This is a genomic window from Serratia quinivorans (assembly GCF_946227985.1).
GTDB classification, from domain to species: Bacteria; Pseudomonadota; Gammaproteobacteria; order Enterobacterales; family Enterobacteriaceae; genus Serratia; species Serratia quinivorans_A.
Window position 1 is genome coordinate 388,434 of the sequence record NZ_CAMKGL010000002.1, and the last position, 19,000, is coordinate 407,433.

Here is a 19,000-nt window from a genome sequence, read left to right on the forward strand (position 1 = left end):
TGCGCCTGATACCGAATAATAACAAGCATGCGGAGTGACCGATGAATCTCGACCTGCTGGTAGTAGTGTTTTACTTTTTGGTGATAGGGGCGGTGGGTTGGCTTGGCGTTCGCCGGGCCACCACCAAGGAAGATTATCTGGTGGCTGGCCGCAATCTGGGGCCCTGTTTGTACCTGGGTACACTGTCCGCTGTAGTGCTTGGCGGGGCGTCTACCATTGGCAGCGTTAAGCTGGGTTACACCTACGGGATCTCGGGCGTGTGGCTGTGTGGTGCGCTGGGGGCGGGGATTGTCGTATTGAGCATGGTGTTGGCCAAACCCTTGCTCAAGCTAAAGCTCTACACCGTCAGCCAGGTGTTGGCGCGGCGCTATCATCCGGCCGCCAGGGTCACCAGCGGTGCCATTATGCTGGCTTATGACCTGATGGTGGCCGTTACCTCGATTATTGCTATCGGCAGTGTGATGCAGGTGATGTTTGAGTTGTCGTTCACCGCATCAATTCTGCTCGGCGGCGGTTTGGTGGTGCTTTATTCCACGCTGGGCGGCATGTGGTCATTGACGCTAACCGACATCATCCAGTTTATCATCATGACCGTCGGCATGATGCTGGTGTTGATGCCGATGAGCATCGTCAAGGCCGGTGGCTGGGCGGCATTCAGTCACCTGCTGCCGGACAGTTACTACCAGCTGTCGTCGATCGGGCTCGATACCATCCTGGTGTTCTTCCTGATCTACTTCTTCGGCATTCTGATTGGTCAGGATATCTGGCAGCGGGTATTTACCGCCCGTAGCACCAATATTGCTCGCTACGCCGGGTTGGGGGCTGGGGTGTACTGCGTGCTGTATGGGGTGGCCGGTGCTCTGATTGGCATGGCCGGCAAGTTGGTACTGCCGCAACTGACCAATACCGACGGCGCCTTTGCCGCCATTGCTCAGGCGGTGCTGCCGCCGGGCGTTAGCGGGCTGGTGGCTGCGGCGGCGTTGGCGGCGCTGATGTCGACGGCCAGTGCCTGTTTGTTGGCATCGTCAACCATCGCGCTGGAGGATGTATTGCCGGCTATTCGCAAGCGGCCCTCCGGTGGGCTGGCGGCCGGGAGATTCACGACGTTTGTCATGGGTTGCATTATGTTGGGGCTGGCGTTCGTGGTGCGCGACGTGATGATGGCGCTAACGCTGGCCTATAACCTGTTGGTGGGCGGTATGTTGATCCCGCTGATCGGTGCGATTTTCTGGCAACGTGCCACCAGCACCGGTGCTATCGCCAGCATGCTGACCGGCAGTCTGAGCGTATTGGTGCTGATGTATTATCACGGCATTGAGGCCAACAGCCCAATCTGCGGCGGTCTGTTGGCGGGCGGGGCGGCCTTTCTGATTGGCAGCCTGCTGACCCGGCCAAGTTCTCAGCCGCAGGTACAGCCGGAATAATGGGTAACCATGGGGCTGTGGCAGGTCGCCCCATTACCCGCTACAGCCAGCCGGATCTCTTCAGTTTTTGATACAGGAAGAAGCAGCCGACGGCGGTCACCCCGAGGATGGTGTGATAGGCCCAGGGGAATTTCAGTTCCGGCATATTGGCGAAGTTCATGCCGTACAGGCTGAATATTACCGTTGGGATCGCCAGTATTGCCCCCCATCCCGCCAGTCGTTTTACCACTTCGTTCTGTTTCACCGTGACCAGCGCCAGGTTGACGTGCATGGCGTTGGTCAGCATTTCGCGCATATCGTCGATAGTGCTGACTACCTGGCGCGCATGGTCTTGCACATCTCGCACGTAGGCGCGCAGCTCTTTCGGGATCACCTCTTCATGCAGGCGAATCAGCTGATTGCAGATTTCGTCCATCGGCATCGCAGCATTGCGCAACGCCAGCAGGTGGCGCCGCAGGGTATAGACGTTCTCAATGGCGGCCTGATCAAACTCGGATTTGAACATGTTGGCTTCGATGGCTTCGATCTCCGTCTCGAACTTCGCCACCACGGTGCGGTAGTTATCAACCACAAAGTCCATCACCGAATACAAGGCAAAGCCCGGCCCACGGCACATCTGTTTGTGGTTTTCCTCGGCCTTGAGACGGATCGGCGCATAGCTGGGCGAATCACCGTGACGCACCGTGACCAGAAAGTTTTTGCCGACAAAGAAGTGGGTTTCACCGTACTCGACTTCGTCCTGGCCCCACTGCGCAGTTTTAATCACGATAAACAACGAGTCGCCGTAGGCTTCCAGCTTGGGCCGCTGGTGGGCGCAAAGCGCGTCCTCAATCGCCAGATCGTGCAGTCCAAACTCCTCCTGAACCTTGCGCATAAAGGCGTCTTCCGGCTGCCACAACCCGAGCCAGACGAAGGTGTCCGGCTGTTTGACCACTTCGCTGATATCATCAATGGTCACTTCGCCCAGCCGTTGACCGGCTTTGTACGCCACGCAATTCACAACCATGGTTGCGGTTTCCATCAAGCCACCTGCTATTCAATAAGAGTTTTGGTGAGAACGTAACATTCGTGCTCAACCGGATAATTCTGCAGCGTCATCTGTAGTTGGTAACCGAGTTTCTCGTAGAAAGGTCGCGCCTGAAAGCTGAAGGTATCCAGGCGAACATAACGACAACCCCGCGCCTTGGCTTCCTGTTCCGCCGCCAGGACCACCTTGCGACCTAACCCGCTGCCGCGCTGCGAATCATCCACCCACAACCATTCCACGCTCAACCAGTTGCCCCAGGTCTCACCGGTCAAGCCTGCGACCACCCGACCGGCTTCATCCTTGCTATAGACGGCAAGGGGTTTGCGTTGGGTAGGGTCAATATACGGACTATTATGGGCTCGCAGCCCCAAACGGATAACGTTGAGGGTCTCTTCGTCAGGTATTTCGGTAACGGTGATGTTCATGTTTCCTCCTTGGTGAACCCTTAACTTAAGCACAGTCCACGGAAAAGGCAACATGTTGAAATTTAATATAAACATTGGAGTCAGCACACTGGGGGCGTTACGGGCGGCGGGGGCGGGGCCGCCAAGCAGGGCTGGATGACTTCAAGGTGACGTTCCGGCAACGGGCGGAGAAATAATAGCGCCCCGACAGGGGCGCAGAAAACTCAGGTCAATTCACTCATCACGCCGCGCTGATAAGCGGGACGCGTGGTTAACCGTTGGTACCAGCGTTCCATGTTCGGGCGGGGTTGGCGCTCAATCGGCATAGAGAACCAGGCGTAAGCAAAGCTGCCAAGCGGAATGTCACCGATACCGAATGACTCGCCGGAAAGATAAGGCTGGCGGCCCAGGGTGTCTTCCACGATGTCGAAGTGCTTTTCCAACGCGGCGATCGCCGCTTCAATCTTGGCCATGTCGCGCAGTTCCGGCTTGGTGCGTACCAGGCCCCAGAACACCACGCTAAAGTGGCTGACAATGGTGGCGGTGGTCCAGTCCATCCATTTCTCAGCGCTGGCACGGGCCTGTAGATCCTGCGGGTAGAATGGCGCACTGCCAAACTTTGCCGCCAGATAGCGCACTATGGTGTTGGATTCCCATAGCACGAAGTCATCGTCCTGCAGCAACGGCACCAGGCCGTTCGGGTTTAATGAACGGTAGAGCTCATCGTTCACCTTGCCGAATGCGCCACCGGCATTGATATGGCTGTAGTTCAGCTCCAGTTCTGCGGCGCACCACAGCACTTTCCTGACGTTGTTCGAATTTTCACGACCCCAAATGGTCAGCATAGAACGCCTCTTTATACGGGTGAATTAACCTAAGAGCCTATCCCATTAGGCTATCTTACTTGCCATTTTGCCCCTGGGCAGTGCTCAAAATCCTCACGTACTTCGTGTACGCTGCGGTTTTTCCGCGCTGTCCGTGTCCAAACTGGCTGCGACAATAACGCCTACTGGGATAGGCTCTAAGCTGTTATTCGTACGCCACAATGGGGGCGTTGTCACACCGGAAGGCATTTTTTGCCGACCAGGTTGCCATTTAACGTTCCCAGCGGCAAATTTCCCAACCCTGTTCCACCGCCAGCGCCTTGAGTTCGGTGTCCGGGTTGATCACCGTAGCGCTATCGACGTACTCCAGCATCGCCTTGTCGTTGAGGGAGTCGCTGTAACCGTGGCTGTGTTCAAAGCTCAGCTCCGGGTGTTCAGCCAGCCATTTCTTCAGGCGAGTCACCTTACCCTGTTGGTAAGTCATGGTGCCGTAAGTGTTACCGGTGAAGCGACCGTCTTGCACCTCAACGCCAATCGCCAGTGCGCCGTCGGCCCCCAACTGTGCGGCTATCGGCGCGACCAGATGTTCGCCGGTGGCGGAAATAACCAAAATGCAGTCGCCGCGCTCACGGTGCCACAGCAGTCGTTCACGGGCGGCGGGATAGACCCGCGGCAGAATATCGCGGCGGATATAACGCTGCACCCAACCGGCCACCGTCTGGGTGTTCAGGCCGGCCAACGGGGCCAGCGTGGCCTGCATGTAATCCTCCATCGACAGCTTGCCCTGATAATAGAGCTGCATCAGTTGCTGTTCCTGCTGTTCCAGTTCCGCCGGCGCAAACCCCTCGGTGACTAACCAGCGCATCCACAGGCTGGCGCTGTCATCATCAATCAGGGTTTCATCCAGGTCGAATAAGGCTAAATCCATCAGTATTTCTCCGGCAGGCAGGGAGTGAAATGGGGGTGTATACAGAATAGCGGATAGCGTAAGCCGCCAGCCAGTGGCGGCAAACAAATTGCGCAGAGCATAAGAAACCTTGATGACAGTTTTGCGACGCTTTGTTGAATCTTTGCATAACTTAGAACGCAACAATATTGGCTGGCGTCTCTGGCGGGGTGGTAACTATAGGGCCAATGCACTGGCCATCCAGGAGTTAACGATGCTGATCATTCGCCTTTATAGCGGTCCGGTTTTTGTCGGAGAGGAAGAGGAGCAGGATAATGACGCCACCACTGACGTTGAAGACGCTGCCGCAGCTGAGTCTTTCGCAGCTTGACGGCGACGGGCGACAGCGGCAGGCATTTCTTGATGGGCTACGTGAGGCCGCACGTGACGTAGGTTTTTTCTATCTGCGCGGACACGGCGTGGATAACAGGTTGAATGCTCAACTGCAGCAGCATGCCAGGCAGTTTTTTGCGCTGCCGGAAGCGGACAAGCTGGCGGTGCAGATGGTGCATTCGCCGCATTTTCGCGGTTATAACCGAGCGGCGGCAGAACTGACGCGCGGACAGCCTGACTGGCGTGAACAGTTCGATATTGGCGCGGAGCGTCCTGCGCTGCAACTGGCCAATGAGACTCCGTGTTGGGCGCGTTTACAGGGGCCGAATCAATGGCCTGAGGCGTTGCCCGCGCTCAAACCGTTGTTGTTGCAGTGGCAGCAGGCGATGACGGCCATGTCGCTGCGTCTGTTGCGCGCTTTTGCCCAGGCACTTTCTTTACCGGAGCAGGCGTTTGATTCACTCTACGGCGACAAACCCAATGAACATATCAAACTGATCCGCTATCCGGGGCGGGATGCGACCACCAGCGGGCAAGGGGTGGGGGCGCATAAAGACTCCGGTTTTCTCAGTTTCCTGTTGCAGGACCGGCAAAAAGGCTTGCAGGTTGAAGTTGACGAAGGAAGGTGGATTGACGCCGAGCCGCTTGAAGACAGCTTTGTGGTCAACATCGGTGAACTGCTGGAGTTGGCAACCAACGGCTATCTGCGTGCCACGGTGCACCGGGTTGAGACGCCGCCGGCGGGCAGTGAGCGCCTGTCGATTGCCTTCTTCCTCGGGGCGCGACTGGATGCCGTGGTGCCGCTGTATCAGCTACCGGCAGCTCTGATGGCCCAGGCGCGTGGTCCAGCCAGCGATCCGCATAATCCGCTGTTGCGAGACGTGGGCTTTAACTACCTGAAGGGACGGATCCGCTCTCATCCCGACGTGGCGCAGCGCTATTATCAGGATGTTATTGCCTGACAAAAAGGCCTGGCGGGTTGCCAGGCCTCTCGATGTTTCTTCGTAGTGGGCCATTACTCCGCCAGCGCCTGCTGCAGATCGGCGATCAGATCTTCCGCATCTTCAATACCCACTGACAGACGCAGTAACTGTGGCGTGATGCCGGTTTTTAGCCGCTGCTCCAGCGGGATCGACGCATGGGTCATGCTGAACGGTTGGCTGATCAAACTTTCCACACCACCCAGGCTTTCTGCCAGGGTGAACAGTTTTGAACGTTTGATCACCCGGCGAGCAAAGGCATCATCACCTTTCAGGCGCACCGAAATCATGCCGCCAAAGTGGCTCATCTGCCTGGCCGCCAACCCATGCTGCGGATGGCTCGGCAGGCCTGGATAGTAGACTTCTTCTACCTGCGGCTGGCTTTCCAGCCACTGGGCGATACGCAAGGCGCTGTTACTGTGGCGTTCCATGCGCAGCGCCAGCGTGCGGATACCGCGTAGCGTCAGGAAGCTGCTGAACGGATCGAGAATGCCACCTACCGCGTTTTGCAGGAAACCCAACTGTTCGGCCAGTTCCGGGTTATTCCCTACCGCAGCCACGCCGGCTACCACGTCGGAATGGCCATTGAGGTATTTGGTGGCGGAATGCACTACCACGTCAAAGCCGAGTTCCAGCGGACGTTGAATATAGGGTGAGGCGAAGGTGTTGTCCGCCACGCTGATTAGACCGTGTTTTTTGGCGATCGCCGCGATGGCGCCAAGATCCGCCAGCTTTAACAGCGGATTGGTCGGCGTTTCCACCCAGATCATTTTGGTATCCGGCTCGATCGCCTGCTCCAGTGCGGTAATGTCCGCCGGGGAAACATAGGTAACCCGCAGACCGGCAGTGCGGCTACGTACCTTTTCCAGCAGGCGATAGGTCCCGCCGTACAGATCGTCTACCGCCACCAGGTGGCTGCCCTGATCGAGCAGTTCCAGCACTGTCGAGCAGGCTGCCAGACCAGAGGCAAAAGCGTAGCCGCGGCTGCCGCCTTCCAGTTCGGCGATGGCGCTCTCCAGCGCGGTGCGTGTTGGGTTGGCGCTGCGCGAATATTCATAGCCGGTATGTTCCCCCGGTGCCGGTTGGGCATAGGTGGAGGTGGCATAAATGGCCGGCATCACTGCGCCGGTAGCGTCCGGGGTATAACCGGCGTGAACGGTCAACGTATCAAACTTGGCCATACAATCATCCTTATTAACGTAATTTTTGGCGCCAGGCGTTAAGCACGTCTGTGCGGGTAATCAGACCGAGGAAACGTTCGCCGTCGAGCACCACCGCCACGTGGCCGTGGTTGAAGGTGGCGAGCAAATCCTGATAGCTGGCTTCTTTTTGCAAGGTTTTGACCGAATGGGTCATGGCGCGGGAGGCCGGCAGGCTGAAATGCTCGGCGTCTGCCTGCACGGCATTCAGCAGATCCCACTCGTCGATCAGACCGATCACCCGATCGCCCTCCAACACCGGCAGCTGCGAAATGTCATACAGCCGCATGCGGGCATGGACGATAGCCAGGGTATCTTCCGATGCCACCGATACTGCCGCGCCTTCGTCATGGCGGTAGGCGATCAGATCGCGCAGATCGCCATGCTGCGGTTTGCTCAACAGGCCCTGTTCCAGCATCCAGTGATCGTTATACATTTTAGACAGGTATTTGTTGCCGCTGTCGCACACGAAGGTGACCACCCGTTTGGGTTCCGTCTGCGCCCGGCAATAGCGCAGCGCGGCGGCCAACAGGGTGCCGGTGGACGAACCGGCCAGCACGCCTTCTTTGCGCAGCAGGTCGCGTGCGGTAGTAAAGGCCTCGGCATCACCGATGCGGTAGGCGTTGCGCACCTGATTGAAGTCGCTTAACGGCGGGACAAAATCCTCACCGATGCCTTCCACCAGCCAACTGCCGGCCTCACCGATCTGGCCGTTATCGAGATAGTCCACCAGAATTGAACCGGCGGGGTCAGCCAGCACAAATTCGGTCTGCGGCGACACGTCGGCAAAATAGTGGCTAAGGCCGCCCAGCGTGCCGCCGGAACCGACGCCAACCACGATAGCGTCCACCTGATGGTCCATCTGTTGCCACAGTTCCGGGCCGGTGGTGCGGGAATGGGCCGCCGGGTTGGCAGGGTTGTTAAACTGATCGATATAGAACGCACCGGGTATCTCACGCGCCAGACGTTTGGCATAGTCCTGGTAGTAAGCCGGGTGGCCCTTGCCCACGTCGGAGCGGGTCAGCAAAACCTCCACACCCAGAGCGCGCAAATGGAAAATCTTCTCTCGGCTCATTTTGTCCGGTACCACCAGCAGCAATTTATAGCCCTTCAGGGCGGCGACCAGCGCCAGCCCCAGGCCGGTATTGCCGGCGGTGGCTTCAATGATGGTCCCACCTGGCTGCAGGCTGCCATCACGCTCCGCCTGTTCGATCATCGAGAGTGCCACGCGGTCCTTGATCGAACCGCCGGGGTTTTGATTCTCCAGTTTGACGAACAGCCGGCAGGGGCCGGTATCGAACTGGGTCAGTTCCAGCATCGGAGTATTGCCGATCATATCGATGACGGAATGGGGTATGGCCATGGGTTGCCTCCAAGATAATTCGGTTTAAAAGCCGTTATCTGGATGATAGCGCTGCCAATAAGCGTATTAAAAAGAACAAATAACCGTTCAATATGCATTTTTGGAATATATTAATCCAATTTGGACGTATGGAAGCGCAGATGTGCGGCGGTTTAGATGTGTAGCCGTGTAGCGGTGGGGAGTATAAAAAAAACACTTACGGCTGGCTTTTTATCCAAATTACGCGTAACAGCGTACAGTTATGTAAAAATGATGAAAATTCATGCTAAACCCTGCAAAAATAAGATGAATCTAATAAACTCACAGCAAGGGCATTTTCGGTACGCCGCTCACCCGTCATGGGGCCGCAGGGAATTTGCGGTTGGTAAATGCGTGCCGGGCCACTCTCGCTGGTTGGCTGAAAACGTGAATATGTTTGAAAGTTAACGCTATTTCAATGATTTGAATGGACACTCTGGCGACGTCATGATGAAAAGAAACTTACCTACCACCCTGAAAAAATTAACTTTTAGCGTCAGCATACTGTTGCTGGCAGTGCCTGTTGTCCAGGCGGCCGAAGCGCCGGCGGCTCCGCAGGTGGACGCCAAGGCCTACGTGCTGATGGATTACAACAGCGGTAAAATCCTGGCAGAAGGCAATGCCGACACCCGTCTCGATCCCGCCAGCCTGACCAAGATCATGTCCAGCTATGTGATCGGCCAGGCAATCAAGGCCGGCAAGATTAAACCTGAGGATATGGTGACCGTCGGTAAGGACGCCTGGGCGACCGGCAACCCGGCGCTGCGCGGCTCCTCGCTGATGTTTATCAAGCCGGGCGATCAGGTGCCGGTAATGGAACTGAACAAGGGCATAGTTATTCAGTCAGGTAACGATGCCAGCATCGCGTTGGCTGATTACGTCGCGGGCAGCCAGGATTCGTTTGTTGGCTTGATGAACAACTACGCCAAATCCCTGGGCCTGCAGAATACCCATTTCCTGACGGTGCACGGCCTGGATGCGGAAGGGCAGTACAGCACCGCGCGTGATATGGCGCTGCTCAGCCAGGCGCTGATCCGGGATGTGCCGGATGAGTACGCACTGCACAAAGAAAAAGAGTTCACCTTCAATAAAATTCGTCAGGTTAACCGCAACCGTCTGTTGTGGAGCACCAACCTGAGCGTCGATGGCATTAAAACCGGCTATACCGGTGGCGCCGGACATAACCTGGTGGCTTCCGCCACTGACGGGCCAATGCGTTTGATTTCGGTGGTGCTGGGCGCGCCAAGCGACCGTATCCGCTTTAGCGAGAGTGAGAAACTGCTGACCTGGGGTTTCCGTTTCTACGAAACCGCCACGCCAATCAAAACTGACAAGCCGTTTGTGACCCAGAAAGTGTGGTTTGGCGACGTCGGCGAAGTGCCATTGGGCGTAGCGAAAGATGCAGCTGTCACTATCCCGAAAGGCCAGATGAAAAACCTGAAGGCCAGCTACAAGCTGAATCAGCCGACGCTGGAAGCACCGTTGGCAAAAAATCAGGTGGTCGGCACCATTGATTTCCAGCTCGACGGCAAAACCATTGAGCAATATCCGCTGGTGGCGATGCAGGAAGTGAAAGAAGGTAACTTCTTCAGCCGTATCTGGGACATGGTGATGATGAAGCTGACCCAGTGGTTCGGTAGCGTGTTTGGTTAAGGGTTACAGCAATAAGCTTTAAGAAGAGGGCGCCGTCATTGATGATTGCGCCCTCATTTTTTATCAGTTACAGGCCACTACCTTGATCGCCAATCCCCCTTGCGATGTCTCGCGGTATTTGGCGTTCATGTCTTTGCCCGTTTCATACATGGTTTCGATCACCTTATCCAGGCACACGCGCGGCTCACTGGTGCGGCGCAGTGCCATACGTGCGGCATTGACCGCCTTCACCGCGGAAATCGCGTTACGTTCGATACAGGGCACCTGAACCTGACCGGCCAGCGGATCGCAGGTTAGCCCCAGGTGGTGCTCCATGGCGATCTCAGCCGCGATACAAACCTGTGCCGGGCTGCCGCCCATCAATTCTGCCAACCCTGCTGCGGCCATTGAGCAGGCGACGCCCACCTCGCCCTGACAGCCTACTTCGGCACCGGAGATTGAAGCGTTCATCTTATACAGCGCACCGATCACGCCAGACGTCAGGAAATAACGGCTGTAGGAGTTTGGATTTACCGGGCGAATAAACTGGTCGTAATAGGCCAGCACCGCCGGGATGATGCCACAGGCGCCGTTGGTTGGCGCAGTGACCACACGGCCACCGGCAGCGTTTTCTTCGTTGACGGCAAAGGCGAACATGTTGATCCAGTCAACCACGTTCATTGGGTCGATATTGTTCTTGTCGCCGGTTACCAGTAGGCGGCGCAGGGCCGCGGCGCGGCGCTGAACCTTCATCGGGCCGGGCAACAGGCCTTCGGTGTTCATACCTCGTTCGATGCCGGCACGCATGACCTGCCAGACGTCGGCGAAGTGAGCGTCGATCTCGGCCTTGCTGTGCAGTGCCAGTTCGTTTTGCATCACCAGGCCCGACAGCGACAAGCCGGCGTCTTTACAGTGTTGCTGCAAGTCTCGCGCCGAGCTGAACGGGAAGGGCACCTGAACCGGATTGGCCGCAGCCAGGCCGAAGTTTTCTTCATCGACGATAAAACCGCCGCCGGTAGAGTAATAGGTTTTGCTGTGTAACAGTCGTTCACCGGCGAAGGCGCTGATACGCATGCCGTTTTCATGCAGCGGTAAATTATCGCTGTTGAAATTCATGCTGGTTTGCAGCGGGAAATCCACTTCGTGGTGGCCCTTGGCCAGCAGCAGACGGCCGCGTTGCTCAACGTCGCGGATAAAACCGGCGATACCGTCGATATCAACGTCGTGCGGCAGGTTACCCGCCAGACCCATAATAATCGCGATATCGGTGTGGTGACCTTTGCCGGTCAGTGACAGCGAACCGTAGACGTCCACCACCACGCGAGTGGTATCCAATAACTGCTGGCCGGCAATCAATTCATCGACGAACAGCTTGCCGGCTTTCATCGGGCCGACGGTGTGAGAGCTGGACGGGCCAATACCAATTTTGAAAATATCGAAAACGCTGACCATGGTCTCGCCTCCTTCTTCAGGTGTTAGGCGTTAATGCAGGAAAGGGGGCCGTGCAGAAAAGCCGGCGCAAGATAGCGCCGGCTGGTCTTGATTAGAAGCTGTACAGGATTGCGGAGATGGCGATCAGGCCCATCACGACTACGAACACGTTGCTGATGTGGCCGCTGTATTTGCGCATGGCCGGCACTTTACGGATAGCGTACATCGGCATCAGGAACAGCAGCATGGCGATGATTGGGCCACCCATGTTCTCAATCATGCCGAGGATGCTTGGGTTCAGGGTCGCGACAATCCAGGTGGTCACCAGCATAAACAGGGCGGTGATACGGTTCAGCTTGTTGGTGCTGATGGTTTTACCACGGCTCTTCATCGACTTGGCGATCAGACCGTTAAAGCCTTCACGTGCGCCCAGGTAGTGGCCGAGGAACGATTTGGTGATGGCGATAAAGGCGATAACCGGCGCGATGTAGGCAATCATCGGGTTATTAAAGTGGTTAGCCAGGTAAGACAGAATGGAGATGTTCTGTGCCTTGGCTTCCGCCAGGTTTTCCGGCGACAGGCTCAGCACGCAGCTGAACACGAAGAACATGACGGTCAACACCATCATGATGTGAGCGAAGCCCAGAATGCGAGAGCATTTCTTCTCGGCTTCTTCCTGACCGTACTCTTCACGCTTGGCGACGGCAAAGGCAGAGATGATTGGTGAGTGGTTGAAGGAAAACACCATCACCGGGATCGCCAGCCACAGGGTGATAACCAGACCATGACCCATCCCCGTGCCTGCGCCAGACAGAGAAACGTTATCGAAGATAGCGGTGGTCCAATTCGGGATCAGGTACACAGCCAGCAGCATCAATACGGCGACAAACGGGAACACCAGGATACTCATGGTCTTCACGATAGCCTGCTCACCGAAACGCACGATGGTCATCAGGCCGACAATCAGAATCAGCGACAAAATGGCACGTGGCGGTGAGGTCATACCCAATTGGTGGGTAATAAAGCTGTCGACAGTGTTGGTGATGGCGACGCTGTAAACCAACAGAATGGGGTAGATGGCAAAGAAGTAGAGCAGGGTGATTAGCTTACCGGCGCTGATACCAAAGTGTTCTTCAACCACTTCGGTGATGTCTTCACCGGCGTTTTTACCGGAAAGAACGAAGCGGCACAGGCCACGGTGAGCAAAGAAGGTCATCGGGAACGCAATGATGGCCATGATGATCAGGGGGATCAAACCACCGATACCGGCGTTGATTGGCAGGAACAAAACGCCCGCGCCAATCGCGGTGCCGTACAGGCCCAACATCCACATGGTGTCGGTTTTACGCCAGGTACTGGTAGAGCCAGAAGCCGCAGAGGCAATAGTGCCGGTCTGTGTAGTGTCCATAAATATCTCCGAAGTGAACACGCTAATTTAAAATTAAAGGCAAAACTTAAGGTTAAATCCGAATGACGCAATATCAGATGGCGGCATCGGTAAGAATCAGATGTTGCTTGCGGGGAGTGTTGGCGTCCCCCTGGTTGTTTAATAGGCTAATTACCTTTGGCAGCGATGCCGGATAATTAATCAAATGATATTTAGCCTGTAGTGGGCATCGTATCGGTACTGCTGCCGGAAGGTCATTGCCTGCCGATTTTCGTTGGCGGCAAGATAACGATTTACAGTAGAAACAACCGTGATCATGCTCTCAAATGCGTAATGTGTGCGGCTAACTGCTTTTATATTGGTTTTTCATGCATATGTTGCGCGCTTGTGTAAAATTTCGTGCTGAACGCGCTCTCATCAATGTTTCAGAGTTTATCTGGTATGAACAATCTGTAACCAGATAAAACGCTGCCGTTATCAGCAAGTCGAGCAATATATTTTAAGCGTGGGTTTGGATCTAGCTAAAAACCCGCAATAAGCGGTTTTAGTGACGCAGATCACATTGCGATTTAACGCGAAATTCATCTTAACTTGTTGTTTTTAATTTGTTTATTAAAATTATCCAGCTAATAACGCGGGTAAACTAGTTAAGTGGCTAGCGGATAAAAATGCTTAATCATTCATCATATGAATAAGCTGGATTGGTTATATTTAAAGCTTATGGGTTGCGAAATTGTTGATATTTATCGTACGGACGTTACTGCGATTTATCATATAAAAGCGTTGTTATGCAGAGTGCGGAAGTAATATCGCGCAAGATTTATCTGCGCAGAAGGAATAAGCCTGCAAAACTGTTTCAATTTATTAACCTGCTTTCGGGTAGGGATAATAAAACAATCGAATCAGTTGCGCATTATTTGTCCAATATTTTGCCGGTATAGCAGGAGGATTGAAGAGCACCGCCGACCGGGGTCGACGGCAGGGTGCAGATTAAAAACGGATGGCGATCGCGTTTTCGCTGAAAAACTCCGCAAACTCGGGGTCAGGCTGGCGATCGGTGATCACCCGGTCGAATTGAGTCAATGGTCCGATGCAGGCGGGTTTGGTTTTGCCGAATTTACTGTGATCGGCCACCAGGATTTTTTGTTGTGACATTGTTATCGCCCGGTGCTTCATCTCCAGTTCATCAAAGTTAAAGCAGGTTGCGCCATGCTGCAGGCTCAAACCGGCGGCGGAGATAAAGGCGATATTGGGACAGATATGATCCAGCTCGCTGTGGCGGCCGACGGCGGTGAATATATAGTTGTTCGGCTTGAATTCGCCGCCGCACAGGATCACCTTGCAGTTCGGTTTGTCCTGTAATGCCAGGAAGGTATTCAGTGAGTGGCAGACCGCGGTGAAGACCAGGTCGTCAGCGATAGCGTCGATGATCGCCGGCGTAGTGGTGCCGCAGTCGAAAAATACGGTGTCGTTTTCACTGATAAGCTGCGCGGCGAGCAGGCCGATACGGCGTTTTTCCGTGACCTGCTTGGCTTTTTGGTCGGAAACAAAATAGTGGGTCACGCCGTTGCTGCGGGGGTCGGCCACCACGTAACCGCCCAGCAGAACCACGGCCGCCGGTTCTGCACTGAGATCGCGGCGAATGGTCATTTCTGACACGCCCAACAGGACGGCGGCTTCTTTTAAGTGGATCTTGTCAGAGCGCTTTAACGCCTGCATTAATCGATTGATACGTTCTTCGCGCCGCGTTTCCATCTGTCTGTCTTCCCACAGGGTTAAGAAAGTTTCATCAGGGCTGAACACACAAATGCGGGGTAATAGCGGCCCAGCCATCGGCTGAACTTATTACCCCGCATCAGATTATCACGGCGTGCGCCCGGTACCCAGACGCCTCAGGTTATCAGTAGCTGCCGGCAGCAGCCTGATCACCGGAAACGATTGCTACGCCAGAGCTGGTGCCAATACGCGTTGCACCTGCTTTGATCATCTTCTCGGCGGTTGCGCGATCGCGCACGGCGCCGGATGCTTTAACGCCCATCTCGCTGCCCACCGTCGCGCGCATCAGTTTGACGTGCTCTTCACGAGCACCGCCGGTGCTGAAGCCGGTAGAGGTTTTAACGAAGGCCACATCGAGTTCGCGACACATTTCACAAACCTGAACGATCTGCGCATCGCTGAGCAGGCAGGTTTCCAATATTACCTTCAACGGGATCGCCGCGCAAACCTCGCGCACAGCGGCGATGTCGGCTTTAACTTCATCCAGCAGGCCGCTTTTCAGCCAACCCACGTTGATCACCATGTCAATTTCCTGCGCACCGGCAGCAATTGCCGCTTTAGCTTCGAAAGCTTTGGTTACCGTCAGGCCGGCACCCAGCGGGAAACCAATCACCGAGCAGATTTTCACTTCGCTTTCTTGCAGCAGGTGCGCAGCCAATGGCACGTAACCAGAGTTAACGCAGACGGCGTAGAAGTTGTGTTGCTGCGCTTCTTCACACAGTTTGGCGATTTGCTCTTCAGTGGCATCCATAGCCAGCAGGGTGTGATCGACATAGCGGGCGTAATCAATGTTTTCGGTAGTCATCTCGATTCCTTATTAAGGTTTTATCAAAGCAGGATGTGAGTAATGTTATAATAATAACATTTAACTGGCGGTAAACATAGTGATGTTTAAAAATGAATGCCAGATCATCGTTTTTTGGCTGTTTAACGTATAACATGGGGTGAGGTAAATGTTATTTAAGTAACATTTTAGGCGTTGGTCACGGGAAAACTCACGTGAACACCCAGGGGGAAAAGTATGGATATGATAATAAATTTGGCGCCAGAACAGTTCGGAGCGCAACCGTATGAAGTTTTCCGCAATGCGGATTTTGTAGTCACCGCTTTTAGCTGTGAAGCCGCAGGGCCGATGCTGACGCTGGCAAACCGCCGTGGCTCGCTGCGAGTATTGCCTTACCGCGCGCTGACGATTTGGGATGCTGATTTTGATGGTTACTCGTTGAAGTCGGGTCGTCGCAGTGACAAAACTCTCGGGGGTAAGTCGGAGGGCCATGTTGCCTTTCATTCCCCCTGGTCACCTCAGGGGGGGGCATTATTAGACATGCAGCTTGTCTGGTTGCAGGTTGAGGGCGATACGCTGACGCTTTACGGCTGCGGGGAATCTGCCCATCAACATTGTCGGCTGCGTCCGGCGGTCCGTTTGACGGCGGAGAGTGCTCAATTATCCATTGATATGCAAATCACTAACCTTGCCGACCGCCCCCTGCCGCTAAGTTATGTTTGCCAGCTTAACTACGGCTGTATTCCCGCAGCGGTGTTCAGGCAGAACCTGCCGACGCCGGCGCTGATGCCACCGGGGAGCATCATCGAAGAAGGGCTACAGTGCTCGGACGATTTGTCACTGTATGTTGATCAGGCTGAGTTCTATATGTTGGCGTCGAAGGGGAGGCGATATGTTACGCGTTTCTCCACCGAGCAGTTCAATTATGGCCTGCGCCGCATTACACAGCAGGGAAATCAGCGCCTGTTCAGGTTCATTCAGCCGGCCACCTGCAGTCCGCAAGGGCAGGGTGAACACTCGAGAATGATGATTGGGGCGGGGAAAACGCGTGAGTTCTGCGTGACAACCGGGGTGGTGTGATAGCCGGGGCGGTGTCGCCCCGGCCAAAATACAGGCTTATTCTTTCACCCAGCCTTTGCGGATCGGGAAGGCGAACAGAAAGCGGTACAGGCGCGTCAGCTTGTTGGCGATGCTATCGCCAAACAGGTTCCATACCAATTGAGCGAACAGGCAACCGACCAGGCCGACCAGGAGGCCACCTACCATATCCAGCGGCCAGTGCACGCCCAGATAAACGCGCGACCAGGCAATGCCGGCCGCGACAACCAGCAATAAAATGCCTGACCAGACCCGATGCCAGAACAAAAAGGCTAGAGCGAAAGTGAAGATGGCGGTACCGTGATCGCTCGGGAAGGAGCTGTCCGGAGCATGGGCCAGGAAGGTATAACCGACACCGGCCACAAACGGCCGTTCGTGCGGCAGCAGCATGCCAATGGTCGCGGAGGCAAGCATGGCGAACAGCAGAGCAATTGTCGTCTTTGCCACCACTTGACGCTGCGACACCAATTGATTCTGCGGCCCCCACAGCCATAGCCCAACGATCAGCATAGGTACGATAGCGATCAGATCGCGCGCCAAAAAGGTGGCGATATCAATCATCCACTCGGGGGACGCCGGGGTCGCGTTGATCCAGGCGAAAAGAAGATAATTCAATTGCTCCATAATATTTACCTCGTCTTGCGGCGGAGATACCCGCTCACCATCCAATAAACAGCCAGTTGGCTGAGCCAAACCCACCAACCCGCCCACAGGTTATGGGTAAGAAAATGTGCTCCGCGCATTACCTGACCAAAACCCATCAGCATGCCGAGCGCAATACCGCCGAACCAGCACCAGTAGGCCAGGCGCGGGCGTTGCGGATAAAACAGGAAAAACAGCGCCATCACTGCAAAACCACTGGAAGCATGACCACCAGGGAAGCAACGGCCCGGCCCGGGCTCTGCCGGGATTGCGCCGAACAGCGGGTAGGACATCGCCTTGCCGCCGTATTCGATCAAATCCCATGGGCAGGAATGTGCGCTGGTGGCTTTAAGAATGCCGACCACCAGTGGGCCAATGCCGATCAGCAACATGGTGACGATCATGCGCGGGTTACGGCGGTAAATGCCCCAAAACAGCGCCAGAACCGCACAGGTAATAACGCCAATTTTCAGCAGGCGATGGTTAATCAAGTCCAGCCAGCGATCGTTCTGCCAGGGGAAATGCCCGCTGGTGGCATCGAACCAGTAATTGCTGACAGCCCAGTCCAGCTGTTCGTTACGCGACAGCCAAAGGAACAGCAAGCCACTGACTACCAATCCCAAAACCTGCCAACGGTAAAAGGATGCCGGCAGGGAGTAAAGGGCGTTAGTCTTAATTTGGGGTATCGTTGAGGATTGATTTAATGAAGGTTTTGGGTTCACGCGCAGGCTCGGTGACATTAACGGATGTTGCCACTGTAATAATTCTGTCTTAAGAAAACCTTAATGCCCCAGATTACCAAGATTGCGAAAGCAATAGGCGGATTATCGGCTTTCGGCTAAGGTAATCGTTTGCTTTTTATTGGAATGATGTGGTGATGACAAGAAAATTGAATTTGGCGCTGTTGGCAGCCTGTAGTGCGGTTTTTTCCCCCTTGGCATTAGCGGAGGTTACCGGGCCGATTGTGGTGCAGGGCGCGATGCCGGTAGAGGCAGAACGTTTTGCCCAGCGCCTGGAAAACCCGCGTGAAGAGCAGATTGGCGGTTGGCGTTTCTGGCGTGGCACGGTGGATGGGTATCCGGTGGTGGTGTCAGAAACCCTGAAAGGCATGTCGAATGCAGCGGCCGCGACGGCTATTGCCGCTACCCAATTCCATCCGGTAGCCATCATCAATCAGGGGACCGCCGGTGGCCACGATCCTGCGTTGAAGGTGTACGACATCGTATTGGGCAAGTACTCGGTCAGCCTGGGCGCGTTTAAAACACCTAAGAAGGCGGCGGGGGAAGGCAGTGACTCGCGGCAATGGCAGCCGATGGATTTACTGGCTTCGAAAGGCAGTGCCGGTGAAGATAAAAATGCCCACACCATCCGTCAGTTTCCGGCTGACGCCAAACTGTTGGCGATAGCTGAAAGTGTTAAGGGCAGCTATACCCAGGGCAAAGTGGTTGAAGGGGTTATCGGCTCTGCCGATGTGTGGAACAGTGAACTGGACCGTATTGGCTATTTCCACGCCAGCTATCATACCTCGGTTGAAGAGATGGAGACCGCCTCCGCTGCGCAGATCGCCGCTTCCTTCAACATCCCTTTTGTTGGCATCCGCGTGCTGTCCAACAATATTACCAATCAGGGTAAATACGACCCACAGACTGGCCTGGCGTGCCAGGATTATGTCTATCAGGTGGTGAAGGCTTATATCGCCAAAAACGCATCTCGTTAATGATTTATCCTGATT

General features: G+C 55.2%; 18 protein-coding genes. 6 read left to right on the forward strand and 12 right to left on the reverse strand.

The genetic code is table 11. The features are described 5' to 3' along the window. Positions 1–41 precede the first annotated feature (41 nt). Entirely contained in the window at positions 42–1,424 is a 1,383-nt protein-coding gene (locus OCH02_RS10395; protein WP_261431159.1) for a sodium:solute symporter, read from the forward strand. A gap of 40 nt (positions 1,425–1,464) precedes the next feature. Here OCH02_RS10395 and corA read toward each other — a convergent pair whose 3' ends face one another. The 4 genes from corA to OCH02_RS10415 form a co-directional block, all read right to left on the reverse strand. Beyond that, positions 1,465–2,445: a magnesium/cobalt transporter CorA gene (corA, locus tag OCH02_RS10400; RefSeq protein WP_261431160.1), complete on the reverse strand. Its 981-nt coding sequence runs from the start codon at positions 2,443–2,445 to the stop codon at positions 1,465–1,467. 11 nt (positions 2,446–2,456) lie between these two features. Then, positions 2,457–2,876 (reverse strand): GNAT family N-acetyltransferase, encoded by a 420-nt coding sequence (locus tag OCH02_RS10405; RefSeq protein ID WP_261431161.1) that lies wholly within the window; start codon positions 2,874–2,876, stop codon positions 2,457–2,459. Positions 2,877–3,079: 203 nt separating this feature from the next. Further along, positions 3,080–3,700, reverse strand: coding sequence for a glutathione S-transferase family protein (locus OCH02_RS10410; protein WP_261431163.1), 621 nt, complete (start codon positions 3,698–3,700; stop codon positions 3,080–3,082). 250 nt (positions 3,701–3,950) lie between these two features. After that, complete coding sequence (locus OCH02_RS10415) at positions 3,951–4,607, reverse strand: HAD family hydrolase (RefSeq protein WP_261431164.1); 657 nt, start codon at positions 4,605–4,607, stop codon at positions 3,951–3,953. A gap of 112 nt (positions 4,608–4,719) precedes the next feature. Here OCH02_RS10415 and OCH02_RS10420 point away from each other — a divergent pair, with 112 nt between their 5' ends. Both OCH02_RS10420 and OCH02_RS10425 read left to right on the forward strand, forming a co-directional pair. Continuing rightward, positions 4,720–4,956 carry a hypothetical protein gene (locus OCH02_RS10420; RefSeq protein ID WP_261431165.1) on the forward strand — a complete coding sequence of 79 codons (237 nt, stop codon included), beginning with the start codon at positions 4,720–4,722 and terminating at the stop codon, positions 4,954–4,956. Then, on the forward strand, positions 4,901–5,920 hold the full coding sequence (locus OCH02_RS10425) for an isopenicillin N synthase family dioxygenase (protein ID WP_261431166.1): 1,020 nt from the start codon (positions 4,901–4,903) through the stop codon (positions 5,918–5,920). Before OCH02_RS10420 ends, OCH02_RS10425 begins: the two co-directional genes overlap by 56 nt. 53 nt (positions 5,921–5,973) lie before the next feature. On the opposite strand, the gene OCH02_RS10430 is transcribed toward OCH02_RS10425, so the two are convergent. Beyond that, the gene (locus OCH02_RS10430) at positions 5,974–7,119 is read right to left on the reverse strand and encodes a trans-sulfuration enzyme family protein (RefSeq protein WP_261431167.1); all 1,146 of its coding nucleotides are present in this window, start codon (positions 7,117–7,119) and stop codon (positions 5,974–5,976) included. Between the two features lie 13 nt (positions 7,120–7,132). After that, a complete protein-coding gene (locus tag OCH02_RS10435) occupies positions 7,133–8,500 on the reverse strand; it encodes a cystathionine beta-synthase (protein WP_261431168.1) in 1,368 nt (455 codons plus the stop codon). 465 nt (positions 8,501–8,965) lie between these two features. Between OCH02_RS10435 and OCH02_RS10440 the strand changes: the two genes are divergently transcribed. Further along, complete coding sequence (locus tag OCH02_RS10440) at positions 8,966–10,171, forward strand: serine hydrolase (protein ID WP_167519893.1); 1,206 nt, start codon at positions 8,966–8,968, stop codon at positions 10,169–10,171. Between the two features lie 63 nt (positions 10,172–10,234). Here OCH02_RS10440 and OCH02_RS10445 read toward each other — a convergent pair whose 3' ends face one another. From OCH02_RS10445 to deoC, 4 genes are all read right to left on the reverse strand, one after another. Continuing rightward, entirely contained in the window at positions 10,235–11,602 is a 1,368-nt protein-coding gene (locus OCH02_RS10445; RefSeq protein WP_261431169.1) for an L-serine ammonia-lyase, read from the reverse strand. Between the two features lie 91 nt (positions 11,603–11,693). After that, a complete protein-coding gene (locus OCH02_RS10450; RefSeq protein WP_135315862.1) occupies positions 11,694–12,989 on the reverse strand; it encodes an HAAAP family serine/threonine permease in 1,296 nt (431 codons plus the stop codon). A 969-nt stretch (positions 12,990–13,958) separates the two neighbouring features. Beyond that, positions 13,959–14,723: a DNA-binding transcriptional repressor DeoR gene (gene deoR / locus OCH02_RS10455; protein WP_261431170.1), complete on the reverse strand. Its 765-nt coding sequence runs from the start codon at positions 14,721–14,723 to the stop codon at positions 13,959–13,961. A 145-nt stretch (positions 14,724–14,868) separates the two neighbouring features. After that, complete coding sequence (deoC, locus tag OCH02_RS10460; protein ID WP_012006065.1) at positions 14,869–15,549, reverse strand: deoxyribose-phosphate aldolase; 681 nt, start codon at positions 15,547–15,549, stop codon at positions 14,869–14,871. A 216-nt stretch (positions 15,550–15,765) separates the two neighbouring features. Here deoC and OCH02_RS10465 point away from each other — a divergent pair, with 216 nt between their 5' ends. Then, positions 15,766–16,608, forward strand: a complete 843-nt coding sequence (locus OCH02_RS10465; protein WP_261431171.1) for a hypothetical protein — start codon at positions 15,766–15,768, stop codon at positions 16,606–16,608. 36 nt (positions 16,609–16,644) lie between these two features. On the opposite strand, the gene ybjG is transcribed toward OCH02_RS10465, so the two are convergent. Beyond that, positions 16,645–17,250 carry an undecaprenyl-diphosphate phosphatase gene (gene ybjG / locus OCH02_RS10470; protein WP_261431173.1) on the reverse strand — a complete coding sequence of 202 codons (606 nt, stop codon included), beginning with the start codon at positions 17,248–17,250 and terminating at the stop codon, positions 16,645–16,647. Positions 17,251–17,255: 5 nt separating this feature from the next. Then, positions 17,256–18,008: a phosphatase PAP2 family protein gene (locus OCH02_RS10475; protein ID WP_315899186.1), complete on the reverse strand. Its 753-nt coding sequence runs from the start codon at positions 18,006–18,008 to the stop codon at positions 17,256–17,258. Positions 18,009–18,145: 137 nt separating this feature from the next. Between OCH02_RS10475 and OCH02_RS10480 the strand changes: the two genes are divergently transcribed. Further along, on the forward strand, positions 18,146–18,985 hold the full coding sequence (locus tag OCH02_RS10480) for a 5'-methylthioadenosine/S-adenosylhomocysteine nucleosidase (protein WP_261431175.1): 840 nt from the start codon (positions 18,146–18,148) through the stop codon (positions 18,983–18,985). Positions 18,986–19,000: the final 15 nt, after the last annotated feature.